The sequence below is a fragment of the Chryseobacterium sp. CS3K3.1 genome (assembly GCF_059515165.1).
On record NZ_JCAKRV010000019.1, the window covers coordinates 16,320 to 38,038 of the forward strand.

Genomic DNA, 21,719 nt, shown 5'->3' on the forward strand with positions numbered 1-21,719 from the left:
TAATCAAATCATCTTTTCATCAATCCTAAACAGTACCATCATTATTTTTGCTATTCTCAATATTCTGGATAAACTCAACAGGGCTCATTGAAGTCATTTCATGAAACAATTTAGAAAATTTTGATCTGTTGGAAAAACCACATTCTTTAGACAGGTCATCGACCGCATATTTTCGCCATAGAGAATCGTTAATAAGCCTTTCTTTTGCATATATAATTCTTAAGCGGTTAATATAAGCATTAAAATTGCAGCCTTTATGCTCATTGATAATGGCAGATAAATATGCTGTATTGGTCTTCAGTTTCTTGGCCAGCTGGTTTTGTGTCAGTCCCTTTTCAAGATAAAAATTTTTCTCTTCCATTTGCTGCAGCTTACTTAGAATGTCTTCCACCAAATGTTCAGGCAGTCTGGAAGTCTTGACACTACTGCTCTGCTTAGGATCATCCTCATCTGGTTGAACATACTCCTTTTCCTTTTTATTTTTTTTCCTTGTTCTGTAATAACCTGCTACAGAAAACACTAAAACACTGATGAACGAAAGCAGTGCTATGGTATAAACGTAGTACGAGGTATTTTCCAATTTTTTCTTTGACTCCATCAGATCTTGTGTATCATATTCTTTATGAATCCTGGTTGAGAGATACTTAAAATCTGCAGATAATATTTTATCAAACTTTAATAATTGTCTAGTATAGTAAAGTTCTTGTTTATGATCTTTCTTATTTCTGTAATAATCAATAAGCAGCTCATATGTTTCTCTGGTCGCTGGTAAAACAAAATTATTTTGCTGAAATACAGAATCCACTTTTTTAAGGAAACCTATTCCTTCATCGTCTTTTTTATTTCTTAACAGAATTTTACCTTTCAAAAAGTAAATAACTGAGGCATTCGTAAAGTCATTTATCTTTTCAATAGCTCCTATAGCAGTATCAAAATCCGACAACGCCTCTTTATCCTTATTATTAAGATAACCCAGCACTGCTTTAAGTTTATAAAAATAGCTCCTTTCCAGATCAAAATCTTTATCATTTGATGATTGCTCCAGACCCTGTTCTGTAAGCACTGCTGCTTCCTGATACCTGCCAAGCAGGACAAGACAAATGCCCATCTGATTAAGGCTGTTCAGGTAGCCCTTCTTTCTGTTATATCGAAGATTGGGAAGTGTTTCCGAAGTATGGGGTTTATTATAATATCTGCTGCATTGTAAGAAGATATTAAGGGCTTCCTCGTAATATCCCAGATAGCTTTTAACCACTCCTATATGATAGAGATTTTTGTAGTAGAGATAAGAATTATCAGAATTTTTTAGATATTTCCAGGCCTTTAGATATTCATCTAAGGCTTTCTGATATTTACGTAACGTGAAATAATATATACTGCCCTTAGTGAGATAGGCATTTCCGATTGTTTGAGAATCCTTTGACAATAATGCAGCCCATATCGTACTATCGGCGTAAACAAGTTTTCTGTCTTTGCTAAAGTAGACTGCATCCCTGTAAGCCTGTGATAATTCTTTGTAGTTATTTGTTTTTCCAGCTTCTTTAATATAGGGATTAACAAATTCCAGTGCACGGGCATCATTTTCATCAAAGTTATCATAACGTGCCCTGTAGTCTGAAAACTTCTGACCATCCGTTAAAATGCTAATAAATACAAAAAAAAATATTGCTTTTTTCAAAACAGAAAAAGTTTTCATCACAAATTTTTGAAATACAATGATTATTATTCAAAAGTACACAAATTGAAACAGGAATAAAATTATTTCAACAGAAAGGGAATTTAACAATCATCAAAATAAAACACAACAAATTGATTTCCAAAACATTAAATCAATATTATATTTTGATTTAATTTACAAAACATACCTCAATAATTTATAAATCAAGTCCAAACATCATTTTTTTCAGTCCGTCGATGTTCTAAATTCGTTCTCAGAATTCTAATAAAAACCGGCCGGGATCACTAATTTTTAAATCCCAGATTATGAAAACCTTAATTTACATTTCATCAGGAATTATCATCACTATAATCCTGCATGCCTGTCATCCGGATCAATCTGTATCAGCCGAAGGTCCTCAGGAGAATAATCTCAATATTAATAGTCTTTCTGCAAAATCAGACAGCACACAATATATGGAAAGCGATCCTCCTAAAGATCGCGACCATTGGAAACCTACAAACCAATAACCATTGAAATGAATGATACATCAATTCCAATCCTGACAATAAGATCAGGACAAAAGTGTCCGGTCAGCGGGCTATGGAAAAACAAGGGGACTTTCACCACAACAATCATTATTGCTGAGAAATCAACAATGCCGGAATATTGCGGACAAAAAGTTGTATGGATTCTTTTATACCAATGCTAATAAAATACCATGAGAAAGCTCGTTGAACAACTACCGACATTAACTGCTTACTTTTTTGTACTGCTGTTTATGTACGCATCGGTAAGCAAGATTCTTGATTTTGAAAATTTTCAGGTTCAGATTGCCCAGTCTCCTATTCTGACAGCTTATGCCGGAGTGCTATCTTACGCTGTAATAAGTATTGAATTACTGATCGTTATTCTGCTGCTGATTCCACGTTTAAGACCTGCAGGTTTATTCTTTTCTCTGGGGATAATGACCAGTTTCACCGCTTATATCTATATGATCCTGCATTATAGTGAGTCTGTTCCGTGTTCATGCGGGGGTATTCTGGAAAAAATGGACTGGGATGAGCATCTTTTTTTCAATCTTGTATGTGTACTCCTGGCAGTTATTGCGTTGATCTGTATCTATCATAACCAGCAAAAAAACAGATATAAAGCTTATATAATACTATGCGCGACTATCCTGACAAGCTCTTTTGTAGTCATTCTGCTTTATATCAGTTCAGAATACACCATAAAAAAGGAAAATAATTTTACCCGTCGTTTTCTTATCCATCCGCTGATTGAAGATAAAGTATTACAGCTTGACAATGAACATTATTACTTTGCCGGAAATAACACACTCAATGTATTTCTGGGAAACAAATCAACCCCTTTGGCTCTGACATCCACGGATAATCTTTTTAACGCATTACAAACCATGCATATCTATCCCGATCAGACAGATCACACCTACACTAACCTGCAATTAAGGGTAAAAGATTCAGATTATTATCTCTATGACGGAAGTGTTCCTGTTATTTATAAAGGAAAACTAACAGGACCGGCAGCCCGGACCATCAGCTATAACGAAGTGTACTTTAATCAGCTTGTCGTTATTGATTCTTCAACCTTCGCAGTAAGAATACGCAGCAGTAAGACTGGAGAATATGAATTAGGATTGCTTTCTCTCAATAGTCATCCGAAATTTACCTTACATGACCAGTTGCTGGAAAAGCAGATTGATGGAATATTTGATGCGGACGGCCAATTGGTTACTGACTTAAAAAGCCAACGTATCACCTACATGTATGCCTACAGAAATCAATTCCTGGTAATGAATGACCAGCTTCAGCTCAAGAAATTCAAAACCATTGATACCATTTCAAGGGCGCAGGTTGAGCCCGTTACTCTGGCGGATGGCAGTACAAAATTAAAATCCCGCCCTCAAAAGGTTAACGCTGCCTTAGCGGCTAATGGTCCTTTCCTTTTTAATCAATCCCATCTCATGGGAAAACACGAAAGCAAAGACCGTTGGAAAAGCTCTACGATTGTTGACATCTACAGGACGGACAAACAGGAATATACCGGAAGCTTTTATTTAGATCGTATTGATAACAAACCCGTTTCTCAGATTATGGTCACCGATCAGTACCTCTATGCTATAGCCGGCAGAAAACTGATCCGCTACCGATACCGAACATCTAATGTAAAATATTTTACAGCAGGGGAAGCTGAAAACCTGAACAAAGAGTAAGCAATCATTAACCAAAAACTTCAATTATTATGAAAAAGTTTCTTATTCCTGCCGCCCTGGTGATTATGGGCACAGGAGGTGCATTAGCATCAACCATCGAAAGTTCATCCAAAGTGATTACTATTGGATACAGAGTAGGCAATTTCGGAGAACCTACCTGTGTAGCCGTTAAAAACTGTGAAACAGTTAACACAGGAGTACTCTGCACGTACACAGATGCCACAGGCCCTCACAACTTAAAAAGAATGAGCGGCTCACAGTGCTTCGGAGATTTGTTTGAAATTTTACCGTAAACCCTATCAATTAACAAAAGAGGATGCCACAGGCATCCTTTTTATTATTTAGGATTACTTTGAGAAGCCTGAATCACAATATAATTCAGCCACATTTCATTTAACAGCGGTTTTATTTCTGAATTGTATGGTAATTTTTTTAGTGAATAGCTGCTAATCCCAACCGATGATCTACGCTATGTTCTTTCTCCACTTTCCACTTTACGGTACTGCCGTGTTGATAGTTTTTTTAAAAAAAGATGAAATTTTCTTCATTTAATTTTTAACACGACGAGTTCTGTCGCTACACGAAACTATCTTTGTATCAGTAAGAAAAAGGATAAGAGCTCTTCCAAACTTTACTTAAATTATTAACCAATTAACCTAACCAAATCATTATGAACAAATTCCCATTTACTCCTGAAGGAGTACAAGCAAAACAAGAAGAACTGAGTACATTAACTCTTGAAGAGAGATTAAAAATTGCTGAATATGTAGCAAGCAATCCTATTGAATTCATTTCTGAAAACTTTGAGATGTCTGACGAGCAGCAGGTATATTTAAAAGAACTTGAACTGGTCGATATCAGAGTAACAGGATTCAGCCTTGCTATTGGATTCTTAGGACAGATTCCTGTTGAAATGCAGGATACAACACCTCCTTCAGCTTTCGCTGCAAGAGGAAAGAAAAAGAAGGAACTTTCAGCTAACGTAAGTACAACAACCAATCCGCAGACTGGTACTACTACTGTTACAGGTTCTGTAGGTATCAAGTGGTCTTGGTAATCTATGACTGTTATTGTAATAAAGGCTGTCTGCATGACAGCCTTTATCAAAAAAAAACTAATTTTTTTCATTTAATTTTTAACACGACGAGTTCTGTCGCTATGCGAAACTATCTTTGTTTCAGTAAGAAAAAGGATAAGAGCTCTTCCAGTCTTTACTAAGTATTAACCAATTAACCTAACCAAATCATTATGAACAAATTCCCATTTACTCCTGAAGGAGTGCAAGCAAAACAAAAAGAACTGAGTACATTAACTCTTGAAGAGAGATTAAAAATTGCTGAATATGTATCAAGCAATCCGGTTGAATTCATTTCAGAAAGCTTTGAAATGTCTGATGAACAGCTGTTGTATTTAAAAGAAGTAGAATTAGTCGATATCAGAGTAACAGGATTCAGCCTGGCAATCGGATTCTTAGGACAAATACCTGTTGAGATGCAGGATACAACGCCTCCTTCAGCTTTTGCTGCAAGAGGAAAGAAAAAGAAAGAACTTTCAACCAATGTAAGTACAACAACGAATCCACAAACCGGTTCGACTACTGTTACAGGTTCAGTAGGTATCAAGTGGACCTGGTAATTTACCAAGGCTTATGAACAATAAGGCTGCCCCCATATGGCAGCCTTTATTTATTTTTTTAATTATATTTGCCTGACACCCCGATAAATAAGAAAATGAAAAATATTAAATCACATTTATTTATATTACTATTAACACTAACCCCTTTCTTTTTTAACGCTACGACCATACCTTTTGAGCTTATCGATGGAAAAATTGTTGTTGATGTGAGTATTAAAAATAATAGACATAGCTTTATTTTTGATTCGGGAGCTTTTACCATCATTTCAGCAGAGCTAAAAAACCAGCTGAATGAAAAAAAAAGTACAACTGTTTTCGAAGGCGTAGATGCAAATAACGCAAAGTCTAAGATGGAGGTTTTCTCAACAGATTATATCCAAATAGCAGATCTGAAAATGAAAAACATCAATTTTTCATTTGCTGACATCAGCTGGATGAGCGGCAGGGCATGCAAAAAGATCAGTGGAATTTTTGGTGCCAATATGATGAAGGATAAGGTTTGGCGAATAGACTTTAAGGCAAAGACTATTACAGTCTTTGATAAACCTCAGGAACAATCTGGTACTGTTGCAGCAATCTCTTTTTCTGAAGAAAGTTTCACGGGTGTTCCCAAACTTAATGCTAAAATAAGAAATCAAAATATAGAATTCATTTTTGATACCGGCTCAGGAATGGGCTTTACAGTGAATCAAAAGGTGTATGATAAAATAAAAGATAAAGACTTTCTAACTTTTGAAGGACTCTTATCACAATCCTTAAATAGTATTGTAAAAGGGCAAAGACAGGTTGATCTAATGGAAGTCCAGCTTAATAATACCCAACTTGGTCCTCAAATTATTGACAGCAGTTCAGATTCTCCTAATCTCATTGGTACAAAATTTATTGAAAACTACTTGGTAGACCTTGATTTTATCAGCAAAAAAATTCTTCTTGCCAATGAAGGAAAAAAGCCGCAATATCAAAGTTTCGGAATCGCATTAGCTCCTGTTGACAACAGCATTGTTATTGTTAACAAACTGGAAGTTCCTCAATTATCAGAGATAAAACTAACGGATAAAATTATTAAAATCAACAACACTGATGTTACAAAGGCCTCAGGCGACACCTTTTGTAAAATAAAGGAACTCCTTGACCAAAATCAGTCTATTACCATAGAGAATGGATCTCATCAAACATTCACTTTAGAAAAAAAAGATGTTTTACAGTATCTGCATTAGAATTATATAATCACGTAACAGCACTTATCATGTTAAAAGCTTCAGAATATTCTGAAGCTTTTAGTTTTATTTACCAATTAGTAATTCTTAAAACTGTATACCTTTTTCATTTGTTTCTCTATCCATGGAATCTCCTTCTTCCCTTTCAGAAAATAATCCCACCACTCCCGTATCCTAATTTCCAAATCTTTCTCTGCCAAGGAACCAGTTGTAAAAACATGTCCTTCTCCCGGATAAAGCAATGCCACGACATCCTTTTTATTTCTTTTCAATCCTATATACAATTCAATCGTCTGATCCCATACAATCCTTTTATCCTCCATCCCGGTCCATAAAAGCATCGGGGCACTCACAAGATGTACATTATCAATCGGATTATTATCCATATACAGCTTCTTATTTTCTGCAAAAGAAGCATGCATATTATACTGTCCCTCTTCAAACTGCCAGTAAAAAGGAGTCGATGATGTTTCATTATAGGAAAAATACATTCTGGTCAGATCACTGGCTCCAGCTCCGGAAATATAGGTCTTAAAACGGTGGGAATGTCCTGCTATAAAGTTCGTCCGGTAGCCTCCAAAAGAATGCCCTATCAATCCTACATTCCCAAGATCAACACCCGGATAATTCTCTAAAGCATCCAGAGAACTTTCCACACAGTCGAGTGCTGAGAGTCCTACCCCGGATGCTCCGTTTACAATATCCGGCAGATACACAAAATATCCATCTTCCAGAAGCTTCTTAATAGAAAACCCTACCGGAAAATTATTGAGTGGTGACAAATACTGGTTAGGATTTCTGCTTTGCACTTCATAAATATGTACCACCATCGGATATTTTTTCCCTTCTGTGTATCCAATCGGATAATACAGAATCCCTTTTAAAGATATCTCCTCTTTATTTTTAAAACTAATGGTCTCCATCCTAATCAAAGCAGATGTTTTATCCTGTGGATTACTCTGAAAGATAACATCCCCTTTTGGATGTCCGATCTCTTTATAAACAATCCCGGGCGGCTTATGAAGGCTTTCTTCCAAATATATGGCTTTATTTAACATTTCATCCGTCTTATACCACGTGATATTAGAGCCTGAAGAAACCATGAGTGTTCCTACACGACCCTTATACCATTTCAAAAAAGTCTTCTCTATGGTTCCTTTCCGGGTTACTGACAAAAGCACCGGAGCATTTACATCCAGTATGCTTCTTCTGAAACTATAACCTGTTTCAGGATATAAATCCGTTTCATCTTTAGTGACCACCCTTACTTCATTTTCCTTATCGATAGTAAGTGCCGTAAACTTCCCTTTATTGATTTCATATCTCCAAAGATCACTGCTGCTTTCAAAATAAATTGTTTTGCCATCCGGACTGAAATACGCTTTTGTCAGGTCCTCTTTTTCAAGAACCACTCTATTTAAGGTATCTGTATCCAACAAGATCCATATTCCTTGCTTATTTTTATACACAAAATGATTTCCTTGATCTGATACTGAAACCTCCGCCTGCATGATGCCCAGATCTTCATACGTATTCCTTTTCATATTAAAAAGCCAGCCATGAATCAGAGGAAACAGGGTGGAATAATTCTGAAGTTCATCCCTGTTAAACATCAGAAAGTAATCCGGGTTATTCAGGCTTGCTACCGTTGAAAAACGGTCAGAGGGAACCCTGATCACCTCCGTTTCTTCTTTTTTCCATATCCAATATCTTTTTACAAAAGAACCTTCCTGCTTAGCCTCCAGATTCCCGTCATTTCCATACCAGATATCCACCGTTCCTTTTTCTGCCGCAATATGCGTCATTCCCGTAATCATAACCGCTTTTCCTTTCTGTATTTCCGTAAACCGCAGGTATTCCTCCTGCTTTATTTCTCCGATATCCGGATACAGCAGCTCTAAGTTCGCTGTATCCACAAAAACAATTTTCTGAGACTTACTTTCTGTACCAGCATTACCGCCACTTGACACTTCTTCCTTAAGAATCATCAATTTTCCTGAAGGTGTTTCCTCCATGCTCCGTATCATACCGGATGCAGAATATACTCTTTCCACTTTATCACCGGAAAACCTTACGAGCTGGTTTTCCCGGCCTTCTTTTTTCACAATATACAATGCAGATACTGAACCACTCAATCTGAAATACTGCACCCGCTCTACTCTTTCCAGCAGTTCAGATTTTGCATTGTAGATATGGAGAATACTGTCACTGGTCTGCACAAAATATTTCTGTCCTTTCTCCATGATCCCGCTCTGTATAATACTTCCTGAATCACTGCCCTCCCGGCCTGTTTTCACTTCTTTCTGCATTCCTGTAGCAAGATTCCATAACAGGGCTTTTCCCTGCCCCAATGCCAGCAGCTGATTGCCTTTTACAAAAGAGTACTGGTATTTGTTGGTCAGCGTTCCAACCAGTGATTTTACTCCTGATCTTCCTGCAGCCAGTACCACTGCGGTATCATAATTATTCCTGTACACTTTTGTGGCTACGATCCATTTGCTGTCATCCGACACTTTATTAACGGCAATGTTGTAATACTGAGAACCTTCATCTTTCAATGAATCCCTAAGGGCCTGTCCATAACAGACCATTCCCAGCAGAATAAGTAAGAGAATAATCAGTTTATTGATGTTAATAGCCATTATTCTGCGGATTAAGGTTAGGATTAAGGAGGATATCTTTCTGAGGAATGGGCCATACACTATGAAAAGTTTTCCAGTTGGGCTTTACCGCCTGTACATCAGAGAGCCTGTTATTGCGTTTTAAGTCCAGAAAGCGGTGCCCCATTTCGGTAAAGAACTCCCTTCTGTTTTCCAAGAGGATTTCACTCAGCAAAACCTCTTTTGGAACTGATGTTAAAGCACTCATTCCTGCCCGCTGTCTCACCGGATTGATATACTGCAATGCTTCCCCAATCTTATTCTGCTGAGCAAGCGCTTCTGCCAGCAGTAAATATACTTCTTCCAGACGGAAGACGATAGAATCTTCAGTATCATTGATGGTGATATTTTTATACTTATCCGCTCTGTACCACGTATTCCCTCCCACGGTTACCGCAGCCATCCACAGCTGTTTTCTAAGGTCTCCTGCTTCAAATGAATTCACGAGGCTTTCAGATAACGCATACCCTGTAGGCGCTGCCCCTGAAAAGTAGTACACCATCGCTTCTTTCACAGGATCACCGGGATTCGCGGGCTTTAGCTGCCATATAATATGCTTTGAATCCTTTTGAAACACCTTCGACAGGTCATTCTGAAAACTGTACAGCGGACTTCCCGAAATGGTCTTAAGCACCTGCTCTGCCTCTGCCCACTTCTGCCTTACCATATACACTTTGGCCAGCATCAGCTCTGCTGCCTTCCGGTTGGGATATACCCTTTCCGCATCCCTATACTGATCCGGGAGCAACCCTGCACAGTAAGAAAGATCCGTTTCCAGCCTTGACAGCACCTCCCCGGATTCTACCCTTGACAAAGACTGGTTAACCTTATAATCTGTCGTTACCGGGTAAGGAACGGGTCCAAAGACCTGCTGAAGATAAAACAGAAGCATGCTTCGGGCCAGAAGAGCTTCCCCTTCTATCCTGTTCTTTTCATTACCCGGCAAGGCTGATGCTCTGATTCCTTCTATGATGGCATTGGCAGCATAGATATGCTGGTATGCGGTTGACCAGACCGAATACACCGTAGAATTGGTATCGGTCTGCTGGTTGTGATACAGCGCCAATACTCCATTGGTATCGGTTATGGCATAAAAGTCCAGATCATCGGTATAGACTCCCAGAAAAGGTCCCAGTGACTCCCCTGACAATGGAGAATTATCCCTTAAGCCTGCATACAACCCAGCCAGCGCTGCATTAGCGGTCTGAACATCTGTAAAGACCTTATCTTTTCCGATCTGATTGGAAGGCGTTTCCACTTCCAGCATCTTTTCACAGGAGAAAGCAAGGATACAAAACAGCAGAATCATTCCCATGTTCCTCCAGAACACTATCGCCTTACGATATTGATTTATATTGATTTTAGAATTTTTCATTATTATTTTTTTTTAGCATTTAGATTTACAGGGTGATCAGCACCCCCATGGAATAAGTTTTTAAAGGCGGCAGGAACCCGATATTCCTGAACTCAGGATCAGGCCCGAAGTATTTGGTAAAGGTCAGCAGGTTCTGTCCCTGAAAATAAACTTTCACACTTTTAAAGGTTCCTTTCACCGGAACCTGATAGCCCAGCTCCAGGTTCTTAAGGCGGATAAATGACGCATCGGACACCGCTGCCGTACTGTTCATAAAAAACACATGGAGCTGATTCTTGATCCCATTACTGCCTGAAGAATAAGGCATATAGCTTCCCCCGGGATTCTCAGCAGACCATACATCCAGTACCTCCTGAGGCTGGCTATTCATGGTTCCCGGTATAGGCATGATATTGTTATAATTCCAGTTTCTCTGTTTCACGAACTGAAAAAGAAACGACAGGTTCCAGTTCTTAAAGCGAAGGGTATTGTTCCAGCCTCCAAAATACCTAACTCCGATATTCTCCACAGCCTGCCTGTCGTCAGGAGCCGTGATCTTGCCATCGCCATTAAAGTCTTTGAACCGGTATAATCCCGTAGCCGGATCAATTCCTTCATACTGATATACCTTTACCGATGTGATGGGCTGTCCTATAACATAGGTATTGGCATAGGTAGACCCTGCAAGACCCGGAAAAGAAACCAGCTTGTTCTTTGGAAAACTTATATTAACGTTTGATTCCCACTGAAAAGCTCCACCTGAAACAGGTCTCCCGGAGAGTTCCAGCTCCCATCCTGAGTTCTCCACGACGGCATCCAGATTGGCCAGTACACTTGGAAAGCCTGTTATGGAAGGAAGCTGATATCCCACCAGCTGACTCGAAGAACGGTTCCTGTACCACGCTGTAGTCAGGTTAATCCTGTTTTTCAGAAATCCCAGCTCCAAAGCCGCTTCCAATTTGGTGGTCTTCTCCCAGCTGTAATCCGGGTTATACAGTCTTGAAGGATTGAGCCCTGCTGTATTGTTATAGAGGTATTCCGAGAGATCATAGGTATCCAGATACCCATAGTCTCCAATATTATCACTTCCGGTAGTTCCGTAGCTGCTACGAAGTTTTCCAAAGCTCAGCCATTTCTTATTTTTCAAAAATCCTTCCTGAGAGAATATCCATGCCGCTCCCACGGCCCCGAAATTCGCAAACTTATTGCTGGGACCAAAGCGGCTGCTTCCATCCCTTCTTCCCGTCACATTCAGGATATACCTTCCGGCATATTGGTAATTCACCCTTCCAAAGAAAGCAGCATAGCGGTACTCCGTTTTAATCTGATCGGTAATAATCCTGGTCCTTGCCGCTCCTATGTTCTCTATGAAGGCATTACTTTCAAATCCAATCCCGATCATAGAACCCTGATTGCCTGTATCCCCCTGAAAGGTCGCCCCTGCCAATACATCAAGAACATGCTTTCCTTTCTTCATCTGCCAACTGAGCTGAGGTTCCAATATAAAAGAAAAACGGTCCTGATTACTTCTATATGACTGCGAACTCGCACTGGACTGTCCCTGATAGGATGAAGGATTATACATGATATTAGGCTTTAATGACCTTTCATCAAAAGACTGGTAATTAAGACCCCCACTGAACTTCAGAAACCAATGTTCCAGCAGTTCATACTGCACATTCATATTGGTTAAAAACTGCTTGTTCTCATAAGAATAGGAGCTGTTATACAGTCCTGCTGGATTGTTAAAGGTATTGTTCTCCCAGTTGAGGCTCCCATCCGGCAGATACAAAGCCGGAGCATTGGGGACCATCAGGTAAGCCTGTCTGGTAATATCCTCACTCAGTACGTTATTTTTCTGAAGGGAAAACCTGCTGGAAACACTGAGCTGAAAACGTTTGTCTTCAGAGGTGTGGCTGATATTCGCAGAGAGATTATCCGCTTTGTACTTAAACCCTTTTGAAAACACAGTAGACTGCTCATTGTGCCCATAGCCTACCAGAAAACCTGTTCTTTCATTCCCTCCGTTTAAGGAAACATTCGCAGTAAAAGCATCAGCGGTATTTCCGATCAATTCTTTCCTCCAATCGGTATACCTACCCTGATCCCACACCCCGTTAATATCATAGGCATTAGCCGGATAGGCAGAAATCCCATCATTCTGATAAGCCTGCCTTCGCATCCTGAGATAATCCCCAGTCTTCATCATGGTAAGGTTATTAATCACAGAACTCACCGCGTACGAAGTCCCTGCATTTAATCCCAGATTTCCCATTGCGGATTCTGATCCAGCACCTGCACCGGATTTCCCGCTCTTTCCTTTCTTCGTAGTGACCAGCACTACACCATTAGCTCCCCTTGATCCATAAATCGAGGTTGCATCCGCATCTTTCAGGATCTCAATACTCTCAATATCCGCAGGATTAATACTATTAAGGGGATTAATACTGCTGGCTGGCAGTACCGCTCCTGAAAACTGGGAAGCCATTTCTCCTCCTACCGGAACCCCGTCTACTACATACAACGGATTATTCCCCAAAGCCCGAAGACTGTTCTTTCCTCTTATCTGAATATCATAGCCTCCTCCCGGCATTCCCGAATTCTGCACAATATTCACTCCCGCTACCCTTCCCTGAGCCGCAGAGAGCACATTCAAAACAGGCTGATTTCCGATATCTTTTGCTGAGACTTTGGCAATACTACCGGTTCTTTCTTTGTCTTTAACCTTGTAGTAGCCAGCATTGAGAATAACTTCTTCGATTCCCTTTACTTTTTGTTCTAAGCTGATATTAACGACTTTCTGATTAGTAAGTGTGAATTTTTCTTCTGCATAATCAGGGTGTCTGAACAATAGGACGGTATTTTCTGCTGAAACCTCTATTTGATAGGTTCCGTTGCTTCCGGTTCTGGTAACCTGGTCACTGCCCTCCCGGGAGATTATGACTCCTGAAAGAGGTTTGCCGGATGAGGTTACGGTACCGGAAATGGTGCGTGTCTGGGCTTTTGTATGAATGCTTACAGCGGTAAACATAAGCCCAAAGAAAATGCCTCCTATATTGTAATAGGAATTTTTCATAGATTTGTAAAGGTTTTTAATTTAATTAATGACTTAATTGTGCTCTTTTCTATAGGTCTGCAAACTGTATGGAAAAGGGCTTTTTTATGAATTTCTGTTACTTGTTTTTATTTTTTTATTACTTTTTTGTACTCCTCTTTGCATCATAAGATAAGCTGCATCCAGCATTTTGAAAGATGGATATAAGGTCTTACCAGATTGCTTTCCGGTCCATGCCTGTACATTTCCTGTGAGAAACAGACAATGCCGGATATAAAATAATCATACTTTTTAATGCTGTATTCCTTAAAGGCTCTGTTGAAAACCAACAGTGGGTTTTCGTATTCTTTATCAGACAGAGCACCTTTCATCATGGGTGAGCTGATTTCTGGCGCTGCAATTACCTGCCATTTATTTATTTTTTTACCGATCATATAACCTTCATGAATGAAAATGCGCAATGATTGATGAAATTGTAAAATGACAGAAGGATCTTTCTTTAGCCAGTCTTTTCCGTTGACTGCATACTGCATGATGGAACTGAGCATCTGTTTGGCTGTAACAAGGTCATGGGTCTGAAAGAAAGTTTCAATACACTGTAGTTTTTTACGTTTCTTTCTGAGTGATCTAACAGCTGTCTTTTTGTTTTTCAATGGTTGTTTTACTGTAAATAATAGTTTTCAAAGACCATGTAGGAGAAACCTAAGGCAAAGCATACTGCTCCTCCCTACAAGGTCAAATGTGAATATGAATGAATTTGTGTTCCCGTGAAAGCTTTAAAGCCGCAATAGGTTGTAAGCCTATTGTATCGTGCAATCTATTATTTACAAAAAGCAGCTTAGGATGTAGAGAAAATATCGGACAGCATTGGAAATAAAACGGCGTGGAACTCTACAATATCGGCCCAGAGGTACTGCCATACCCATAACAACAGATAGAGAGAGCTCACGCCTAGGTCGTGAGCTTTCTGCTTATCCTCTCGTTGTTATTTGAAAATTGGCAGTTTTCTTAGGCGAGATTCTAAGCGAATAGCTTCTAATATTTTTGAAGGTTCGCAAAATTACAATTAAGTAACTTGTTTTACAAAGATAAAAAAAACATTTCGGTATACAAAACTATACCAAAATATTTTTCATTATGTGCTTAATTGCGTCTATGATTAAGGAGAGTGAAAAAATCATCATTATAAAAACAGCGATTGCTTTGCGTAAAATGCTCAGTAAAAATAAGAGCTCTTTATCGAAAACTAGCGATAATTCTGATTTAGTTAATAGTTATGATAAGATAGCTGCAAACTCTAATTCAGAACTGACCAAAGCCACAGTAAATAGTGCTTTTAGTGGAAAGAAAAGGTCAACAATGGCAACTATTGTTCTTATTACAGAATCAATGGGTTATACGATGGTAGACTTTTCTGAAATTTATGATAATCTTTCAGAAGAAGATGTTATTAAATTCAGAGAAGAAGTGATGAAGAAGTAATATTCTATAATTAAATAAAGAACAAATCCCAACATACAAGTTAGGATTTTGTTTTACTTGCCAATCTCTTGGTAATAAAAGGCTGAAGATTGCGGCAATTTTTTTTTCAGTTTTCTAATAATTTTATTATTAAGCATATTTTTGCCTATAACCCCAATCTTTCTCAAACGCTGAATAGGGTAGAAATTCTGTTATTTTTATTTATACCTTTTTTATCATACATAAGCATTAGCCTCAATTTGTGCTCTTGCTAAAACAGAACCTCTTAAAAAACCGTCTAAAACAGGTTTTCTAATAAATGATAGATTTAATTTTTCATCTAATTCTAAAGCTTTTAGACATGCAATTTTTCTATCTTCTTCGGGCATATGAGCCATATCAGAATCATTAATATATTCCCAATAAAAGCGATACCATTTTTCTACTCTCCCCTTTGCAAAATCAGAATATCTAATATCAATATCATAAATATTCCGCCAGGATTGTATTTCGTCCACCTTACCATCAGGACTGAAATAATTTATGTCCCAAACTATCTGTTCAGGTTTTGCGTTATCAGTAATTATGTCAAATGATACAGATATTTTTTGATGCTTTAAATCAAAAGGATAAAATAAATGGCCCGTTGATATTGCTATAGTATCTTTATCACCCTTAACATCAAATGAGTTACATTCTTTACAACAGAGAATTAAATTTTCAAAATTTACTGAGGAAAATGGATATAACGATTTTGGTAAAAAATGGTCATATTGGTCACGCGTTTTGCTTTCTTCCATTTTTAATTCTCCAATTCCACAGGTTGGGCAAAGAGTTGTATTTTTATTAATCCTTCTAAATTTATTGAAATGTTCTAAAAGTGTTGTATTAAATTTTTCACGAAAAGCATTTCCATCTAACACTTGATCATATAAATTCAAGAAAAAATCTCTTAATAATTTCTTTAAACCTTTAACATTGCTGTCTAATAAAACTGGTGAATAGCCACCAGAGCATATTAACTCTATGTTATTACTGTTTTTTATTTGATTACAAATAGTAGTTCTTGTAACTTGATTGAGTCTTCTTAAAATATTATAAATATCAATTAGTGGTTGCTTCACTATTTTTGGGTGTCTTCTTACAATATCATAAAAGTCAGGATCAAAAAAAACATTATCAAATGGACCTGTTTCATGTTCAATTCTTTCAAAAAACTGAATAACAAAGTCATGTAACATAATATGACAACTAATTAAGTATTTATAGCTATTTATCATCTTGCTTATTAAGTTCATTTTCTCTGATAATCAGCTCTCTAAATAACAATACTTTTTCTACAGATTCACCCAATATTCTTGCTTCTTCTTTAGCAGCTAATATATCTTCAGGACTATTTAAAGGCATGTTTTTAATCTTTTCAATAATTTCTAATGAAAGTTTAGATATAGACTCTTTTTTACCAAAAATCTCTTCCGTTAAAATATTAGCTGAAGTTCCAAAAGTTCTTATCCCTTTGTCTTTAGCAGTTTGATGTTCTACTTTACTATTTTTTTTTCTAAAAATAATAACATTTTCTGGTTGGCAATCTGATATGATAAACGGTGAGTGAGATGTTATAAGTAGATCTCTCCTATTATCTAATGAGCTTGTTTGATCTTGTTTGAGACAATCTCTTAACGTTGAAACAAAATTGGAGCGCCAATCAGGATTAAAATGGGTTTCTGGTTCATCTAATAAAAACAAAGAGTTAGTATCCCTAAACAACAAACATAAACCTATGCAATGGATAAATTGATATTCACCATCTGATAAAGATTTTGTGTAAATTACTTCATCAACATTATCTTTCTTTAGAACAACATCCTTAAATCTAAAGATTCTTTCCTCATCATACGGCAAAGGAATTACATCTTGATTGATATAAATATTTTTAGAATGATAAACTTTTTGTTTTATTTTTTTTGTAGTTTTATAGTTATTCAAGTTAAGTAAAACTTGGAAAGTTCTAAACAACTCGAAAGCATCATCTGCAAAGTGAAATTTGAATGCTTGTCTACATTCTTTATCCACAAAATAATCCAAAATCAACTCTTTTGTATCATGGTTGTAATACGAGGTTGTACTGCAAGCTTTTAATCGTTCGATCGATTTACTTATCAAAGATGTCAGTTCACGGGTAATTTTGTTTTTATTTTTCCTTTCTTCTAGCGGAATTGTTTGGAAAACATCTTTATGAACTTTTTCAAATTCATCATTTTTTATTATCAATCTAAAAGATTTAATATCATCAAGCCCTAATTCATTCTTAAAGGGAAGCAGTGATTCTTTTTCACGTAATAAATAAATAGATAATAGGACAGCTTGATTGTAGTAGTCATCCAAATATACAAATCTACTCTCAGGTTTAATATAGTCTAAATCTTTGATTAGCCTGTACAAATATTCATCATATTGTACAAATCGCATTTTAAAAAAAGGAAGATTTATTAATTGATTTTCACCTGATGAATAAGCAACAATAAAGTCTGGTAAAAAATCTTTGACTTCTTTTCTTTCCAATAATGTATTTCCGCTTTTAACACATTCTGCTCTATTTAACCAATATACTTTTGGAGATTCATTTCTTTTCTTGTCAATTTTTATATGTGCATCATAGCCAATATTAAAAGAAGAGCTAAAATGCTTTCTAGAAAAATCTCCTTTGATGTAATAATAATATTCCAACTCAAAAGCGTCTGGATTACAACTTTCAGCAAAAAAACCTTCAGTATGTATATTTTTAAATTTTCCTTCTCCACTAAAACCCTCGGGTTTAAAATCCAAATAGATACATTCAATGTGATAAAAAATTTCTGCTAAGACTTCAAGTATATTTGATTTTCCGGAACCATTTCTACCTACCAAACAGTAGGGTAAAAAATCCCATAACTTATCTAAATTATAATCATTTAGAAAGTCTATTTCAAAGCCTGCCTGTAGGCTTCTAAATTGGGAATTTAATTTAAGCCTTTTTAATTTCATTAATTACTATTTCTAGTTGATTTGTTTCTGAATTATATTTTTGTTTTAAAAATGGTTTAGGTTTTGAAATCTCTTCGAAAATAAATTTTTTCCAATCTTCAAATTCAAAATATTTACCATGATGAGAATAGATTTTATTATAAATTTCTTCAAGTCTCGATAAGTCTACTGGTCTGTTATAAAAAATCTTTTTAAGTAAAAGTTCCTGGTCTTGATTGTGGTCGTCTATGCTTCCATATTTTGCTATGATTTCTTTAGGAATTCCATAATACTCATCAAGTGACATATCCTTTATATGTTTCACTTTTTCTGGAAAAACCGGAATGTTTTCAGTTTCAATATGTGGTTCTAAAGAACCTCCGACAGGTGTTTTTAATTCGGTCTTAGATAATTCTAAATTTATTTTATTTAAATTAATTTCACCTTTAAAGGCTTTTTGACTCAAAGCTCCATACATATTTTCTAATTCTAGTAAACTAGACTCATAACTATTTTTTAAACTCTCAACTTTTTCAACTATTGTAGCAAATAGATTTTGGAGTTGAATAGGAGGAATAGGTATGTTTATTTTTTTTAATGCATTAACATTAAAGTGTTTTTGAATTCCCCCCACTTCATTGGATAAAACTATTCGTTTACCAATATCAGAATTGAAAAAGAAAACTAAATATTTAGAATTAATTAAATCTTCTTTTGGTCTTGCTATAATTAAATCAATGCAATTGCAACCATCTAATTCTTTAGGAATAATCGCTGCTGTTCCTGTCATACCAGTTCTCACAAAAACTACATCACCTTCATTTAAAATTGATTTTGATAATAAAGTTTCATTTGCTATTTTAGAAAAATAAACAAGGTTAGATAAATCAATTCTATTTGGTTTAACATTTAATGATCGCAATGCTATCACTCCTTCCTCTACATAATGAGATGCAGGTTTTGTAACCACCCCAACAGTAAGTTTACTTAAATATTTTTCTCCAGTTAAATATTTCCACTTCTTTTCATTCTTTAGGGGATCTCCAAACATCTCCAAAAAAGTACTCTTCAAAAACTCATCTAAAAGCTTTATACTTTCTTTCCGCATTTGGATTAGCTTGTCTGCCTGTGTTAAAATTTTCGCAATTTGGGTTTGGTCACTCAACGAAGGTAAAAAAATCTCTATTCCTTCAATTGAAGTAGAAGAAATATTGGTTTGTGCACCACCATTTGCTATTGTTTTAATAATTGGCTTAATGGTATTTAAAACATGAAATAGATAATCTTGATCTAACCTATTTCTATCCAATATCTTAAAACATCCTACTCGCTGATTTTGATATGCAATTTCTTCAGATTTATATATTCCATATTTACCAGTTGTTGCTCCTGACATTGCAATCAGAATATCCCCATTATTGATTTTAAAATTATCAAATTGTTTTTCATAAATGGTTCTCACTGAATTTTGCGGTGTCACTACATTATCACTAATATTTGAAATACGAATAATCGGGACACCGCTTTCAGTAAAATTTTTACTTTTAAAAGCATAACCATTTCTCAATTTACAAACAGAACCTAATTTTACAAATTCCATTAAAATAGCTCTTTTAATTCATTAATTCCTTTAATAATATCTTCTTCAATAGTTTCTAATTTTTTAAATATTAATTTTGGTTCTTCAAATTCAACATCTTCATAAACTTGTACTTGATATTTATTAAAACTTAGATCATAGTTATTATCAATAAGTTCTTGTTTTGAAATGTTGAAACAATTTACCGTTCTTTGATTATCTGTGCTTGGTAAAGAATTACGTTTATGATATTTCTGAACAATGTCAAGTAAATCACTCTTTTCAATTTTATTACGTTTATCATCAAGAGTATACCCATCATTTTTCATGTTGTAAAACCACACATTACTAGTTTCGCCTCCCTTGGTAAAAATTAAAATAGCAGTACTTACTCCTGCATAAGGTTTAAACACCCCACTTGGCATACTTATTACAGCTTTCAATTCGCTTTTTTCCACCATTATTTTTCGACATTCCACAAAAGCTTTTCCGCTACCAAATAATACACCTTGAGGAATGACAATTGCTGCACTACCTCCCATTTTTAGCATGGTATAGATACGTTCGATAAAAAGTAATTCGGTTTTGGTAGTTCCAAGTTTTAAACTTTCATTGATATCACCTTTGTCAATATTACCTGTAAAAGGTGGATTAGCAAGTACTAAATCGTATAGCGAATCCTCATTATAGGATTTACTTAATGTATCTTTGTAATCAATATTAGGTTGGTTAATACCGTGCATCATAAGGTTCATCAATCCTAATCGCACCATAGTAGTATCAATATCATAGCCATATAAGGATTCTTCAACAATATGCTTTAAATTTTCATTTAAAGTAGCTGAAACCGTGGCACGCATAAAACCATCTTCATCTGGTTGCAAGGCTTCTGGATTATCTTTTTTAACTAAATCAGTCAAGATATACTGATATGCTCCCAATAAGAAACCAGCAGTTCCACAAGCAGGGTCAACAATTCGCTGCTCCAATTGTGGCTGCACTAAGTCGATCATCAATTTAATAATATGACGTGGAGTCCTAAATTGTCCATTTTTACCTGCACTGGCAATTTCACCCAATAACATCTCATACACATCACCTTGTATATCTTGAAAGGCGTGACCACCTTCAATAGCATCTTTTTCAATTTCAACAAAGATCTTTTCAATTATTTTGATGGCTTCTTCTAATAAAGATGGCTTCGGCATAATAAAAACAGCAGTTGCCATAGCTTTGGTAAACTTAGACCCTCCTTCAAATTCTTTAAGAAAAGGAAATACTTTAGTTTGTACATGGTATAAAAGTGCTTCGCCTGACATACTGCTTGAAAACGTAGACCAACGCAAGTCTTGTTTGTTAATTTCTTCGTCACTTCCTGGTACTTTATAAGTACCATCAAATTTTGAGGTATAAGCCTCTCCTTTAGACCTTGCATTCCGTTCACGTTTCTCTTCCAAATCATCCATTTGTTTCATAAAAATCAAATATGTAATTTGTTCAATGGCGGTAAGGGGGTTACTGATACCGCCACTCCAGAAGTTATTCCAAAGACGGTCAATTAAAGCTTTTAATATTGGATTATTTTGTAGCATAAAATCAAGTTAAAATTTCAAAATTTCTTTGTTTGAAGAAATTCCGACAATCTACAAATATACCGATTATCTATATTTACATGAATTTATGATGACTTAATTTTTATGATTATTAAAGCTAAATATTCTATACTAAATATTAAACCTCTTAAAAACCTCTTAAAAACCTTTTAAAAACCTTTTAAAAACCTTTTACTCATCTCAATTTTATTTTAGTGTTAAAGCTTCATCAACAATTTTTATTTCTACTCAAAGTATTCTAAAATATGCGCG

General features: G+C 36.1%; 17 protein-coding genes. 8 read left to right on the forward strand and 9 right to left on the reverse strand.

Annotation, left to right across the window (positions count from 1 at the left end; translation table 11 throughout):
* Positions 1-25: 25 nt before the first annotated feature.
* On the reverse strand, positions 26-1,696 hold the full coding sequence (locus AC5YGI_RS16875) for a helix-turn-helix domain-containing protein (RefSeq protein ID WP_123277880.1): 1,671 nt from the start codon (positions 1,694-1,696) through the stop codon (positions 26-28).
* A 287-nt stretch (positions 1,697-1,983) separates the two neighbouring features.
* Between AC5YGI_RS16875 and AC5YGI_RS16880 the strand changes: the two genes are divergently transcribed.
* The 7 genes from AC5YGI_RS16880 to AC5YGI_RS16910 all read left to right on the forward strand — a co-directional run bounded on the left by AC5YGI_RS16880 (position 1,984) and on the right by AC5YGI_RS16910 (position 6,742).
* Positions 1,984-2,187 carry a hypothetical protein gene (locus AC5YGI_RS16880; protein WP_047433482.1) on the forward strand — a complete coding sequence of 68 codons (204 nt, stop codon included), beginning with the start codon at positions 1,984-1,986 and terminating at the stop codon, positions 2,185-2,187.
* A gap of 8 nt (positions 2,188-2,195) precedes the next feature.
* The gene (locus tag AC5YGI_RS16885) at positions 2,196-2,369 is read left to right on the forward strand and encodes a hypothetical protein (protein WP_183037380.1); all 174 of its coding nucleotides are present in this window, start codon (positions 2,196-2,198) and stop codon (positions 2,367-2,369) included.
* A 9-nt stretch (positions 2,370-2,378) separates the two neighbouring features.
* Entirely contained in the window at positions 2,379-3,890 is a 1,512-nt protein-coding gene (locus tag AC5YGI_RS16890) for a MauE/DoxX family redox-associated membrane protein (protein WP_330746763.1), read from the forward strand.
* Positions 3,891-3,919: 29 nt separating this feature from the next.
* On the forward strand, positions 3,920-4,183 hold the full coding sequence (locus AC5YGI_RS16895) for a hypothetical protein (protein WP_047433484.1): 264 nt from the start codon (positions 3,920-3,922) through the stop codon (positions 4,181-4,183).
* Positions 4,184-4,560: 377 nt separating this feature from the next.
* The gene (locus AC5YGI_RS16900) at positions 4,561-4,947 is read left to right on the forward strand and encodes a hypothetical protein (protein WP_330746765.1); all 387 of its coding nucleotides are present in this window, start codon (positions 4,561-4,563) and stop codon (positions 4,945-4,947) included.
* Positions 4,948-5,138: 191 nt separating this feature from the next.
* Positions 5,139-5,525, forward strand: a complete 387-nt coding sequence (locus AC5YGI_RS16905) for a hypothetical protein (protein ID WP_330746766.1) — start codon at positions 5,139-5,141, stop codon at positions 5,523-5,525.
* Positions 5,526-5,620: 95 nt separating this feature from the next.
* On the forward strand, positions 5,621-6,742 hold the full coding sequence (locus tag AC5YGI_RS16910) for an aspartyl protease family protein (RefSeq protein ID WP_330746767.1): 1,122 nt from the start codon (positions 5,621-5,623) through the stop codon (positions 6,740-6,742).
* A 77-nt stretch (positions 6,743-6,819) separates the two neighbouring features.
* On the opposite strand, the gene AC5YGI_RS16915 is transcribed toward AC5YGI_RS16910, so the two are convergent.
* From AC5YGI_RS16915 to AC5YGI_RS16930, 4 genes are all read right to left on the reverse strand, one after another.
* The gene (locus AC5YGI_RS16915; RefSeq protein WP_330746768.1) at positions 6,820-9,384 is read right to left on the reverse strand and encodes a S9 family peptidase; all 2,565 of its coding nucleotides are present in this window, start codon (positions 9,382-9,384) and stop codon (positions 6,820-6,822) included.
* Positions 9,374-10,777: a RagB/SusD family nutrient uptake outer membrane protein gene (locus AC5YGI_RS16920; RefSeq protein ID WP_330746769.1), complete on the reverse strand. Its 1,404-nt coding sequence runs from the start codon at positions 10,775-10,777 to the stop codon at positions 9,374-9,376. The genes AC5YGI_RS16915 and AC5YGI_RS16920 overlap by 11 nt, the downstream gene beginning before the upstream one ends.
* Positions 10,778-10,802: 25 nt before the next feature.
* A complete protein-coding gene (locus tag AC5YGI_RS16925) occupies positions 10,803-13,832 on the reverse strand; it encodes a SusC/RagA family TonB-linked outer membrane protein (protein ID WP_330746770.1) in 3,030 nt (1,009 codons plus the stop codon).
* A 143-nt stretch (positions 13,833-13,975) separates the two neighbouring features.
* Entirely contained in the window at positions 13,976-14,464 is a 489-nt protein-coding gene (locus AC5YGI_RS16930; RefSeq protein WP_330746771.1) for a hypothetical protein, read from the reverse strand.
* 502 nt (positions 14,465-14,966) lie between these two features.
* Between AC5YGI_RS16930 and AC5YGI_RS16935 the strand changes: the two genes are divergently transcribed.
* A complete protein-coding gene (locus AC5YGI_RS16935; RefSeq protein WP_330746772.1) occupies positions 14,967-15,293 on the forward strand; it encodes a hypothetical protein in 327 nt (108 codons plus the stop codon).
* 215 nt (positions 15,294-15,508) lie between these two features.
* On the opposite strand, the gene AC5YGI_RS16940 is transcribed toward AC5YGI_RS16935, so the two are convergent.
* Genes AC5YGI_RS16940 through AC5YGI_RS16955 form a run of 4 tightly spaced genes read right to left on the reverse strand, consistent with a single transcriptional unit; the run spans position 15,509 to position 21,446 of the window.
* Positions 15,509-16,513: a hypothetical protein gene (locus tag AC5YGI_RS16940; protein WP_330746773.1), complete on the reverse strand. Its 1,005-nt coding sequence runs from the start codon at positions 16,511-16,513 to the stop codon at positions 15,509-15,511.
* A gap of 28 nt (positions 16,514-16,541) precedes the next feature.
* Positions 16,542-18,296, reverse strand: coding sequence for a restriction system-associated AAA family ATPase (locus AC5YGI_RS16945; protein ID WP_330746774.1), 1,755 nt, complete (start codon positions 18,294-18,296; stop codon positions 16,542-16,544).
* The gene (locus AC5YGI_RS16950) at positions 18,277-19,875 is read right to left on the reverse strand and encodes a restriction endonuclease subunit S (protein WP_330746775.1); all 1,599 of its coding nucleotides are present in this window, start codon (positions 19,873-19,875) and stop codon (positions 18,277-18,279) included. Before AC5YGI_RS16950 ends, AC5YGI_RS16945 begins: the two co-directional genes overlap by 20 nt.
* Positions 19,875-21,446 carry a type I restriction-modification system subunit M gene (locus tag AC5YGI_RS16955; RefSeq protein ID WP_330746776.1) on the reverse strand — a complete coding sequence of 524 codons (1,572 nt, stop codon included), beginning with the start codon at positions 21,444-21,446 and terminating at the stop codon, positions 19,875-19,877. The genes AC5YGI_RS16950 and AC5YGI_RS16955 overlap by 1 nt, the downstream gene beginning before the upstream one ends.
* Positions 21,447-21,719 lie beyond the last annotated feature (273 nt).

Excerpts from the sequence above, each read along its gene's own strand:
- AC5YGI_RS16875 (WP_123277880.1), bottom strand. The coding sequence starts at position 1,696 with ATGAAAACTTTTTCTGTTTTGAAAAAAGCAATATTTTTTTTTGTATTT.
- AC5YGI_RS16880 (WP_047433482.1), top strand. The coding sequence starts at position 1,984 with ATGAAAACCTTAATTTACATTTCATCAGGAATTATCATCACTATAATC.
- AC5YGI_RS16885 (WP_183037380.1), top strand. The coding sequence starts at position 2,196 with ATGAATGATACATCAATTCCAATCCTGACAATAAGATCAGGACAAAAG.
- AC5YGI_RS16890 (WP_330746763.1), top strand. The coding sequence starts at position 2,379 with ATGAGAAAGCTCGTTGAACAACTACCGACATTAACTGCTTACTTTTTT.
- AC5YGI_RS16895 (WP_047433484.1), top strand. The coding sequence starts at position 3,920 with ATGAAAAAGTTTCTTATTCCTGCCGCCCTGGTGATTATGGGCACAGGA.
- AC5YGI_RS16900 (WP_330746765.1), top strand. The coding sequence starts at position 4,561 with ATGAACAAATTCCCATTTACTCCTGAAGGAGTACAAGCAAAACAAGAA.
- AC5YGI_RS16905 (WP_330746766.1), top strand. The coding sequence starts at position 5,139 with ATGAACAAATTCCCATTTACTCCTGAAGGAGTGCAAGCAAAACAAAAA.
- AC5YGI_RS16910 (WP_330746767.1), top strand. The coding sequence starts at position 5,621 with ATGAAAAATATTAAATCACATTTATTTATATTACTATTAACACTAACC.
- AC5YGI_RS16915 (WP_330746768.1), bottom strand. The coding sequence starts at position 9,384 with ATGGCTATTAACATCAATAAACTGATTATTCTCTTACTTATTCTGCTG.
- AC5YGI_RS16920 (WP_330746769.1), bottom strand. The coding sequence starts at position 10,777 with ATGAAAAATTCTAAAATCAATATAAATCAATATCGTAAGGCGATAGTG.
- AC5YGI_RS16925 (WP_330746770.1), bottom strand. The coding sequence starts at position 13,832 with ATGAAAAATTCCTATTACAATATAGGAGGCATTTTCTTTGGGCTTATG.
- AC5YGI_RS16935 (WP_330746772.1), top strand. The coding sequence starts at position 14,967 with ATGATTAAGGAGAGTGAAAAAATCATCATTATAAAAACAGCGATTGCT.
- AC5YGI_RS16940 (WP_330746773.1), bottom strand. The coding sequence starts at position 16,513 with ATGTTACATGACTTTGTTATTCAGTTTTTTGAAAGAATTGAACATGAA.
- AC5YGI_RS16945 (WP_330746774.1), bottom strand. The coding sequence starts at position 18,296 with ATGAAATTAAAAAGGCTTAAATTAAATTCCCAATTTAGAAGCCTACAG.
- AC5YGI_RS16950 (WP_330746775.1), bottom strand. The coding sequence starts at position 19,875 with ATGGAATTTGTAAAATTAGGTTCTGTTTGTAAATTGAGAAATGGTTAT.
- AC5YGI_RS16955 (WP_330746776.1), bottom strand. The coding sequence starts at position 21,446 with ATGCTACAAAATAATCCAATATTAAAAGCTTTAATTGACCGTCTTTGG.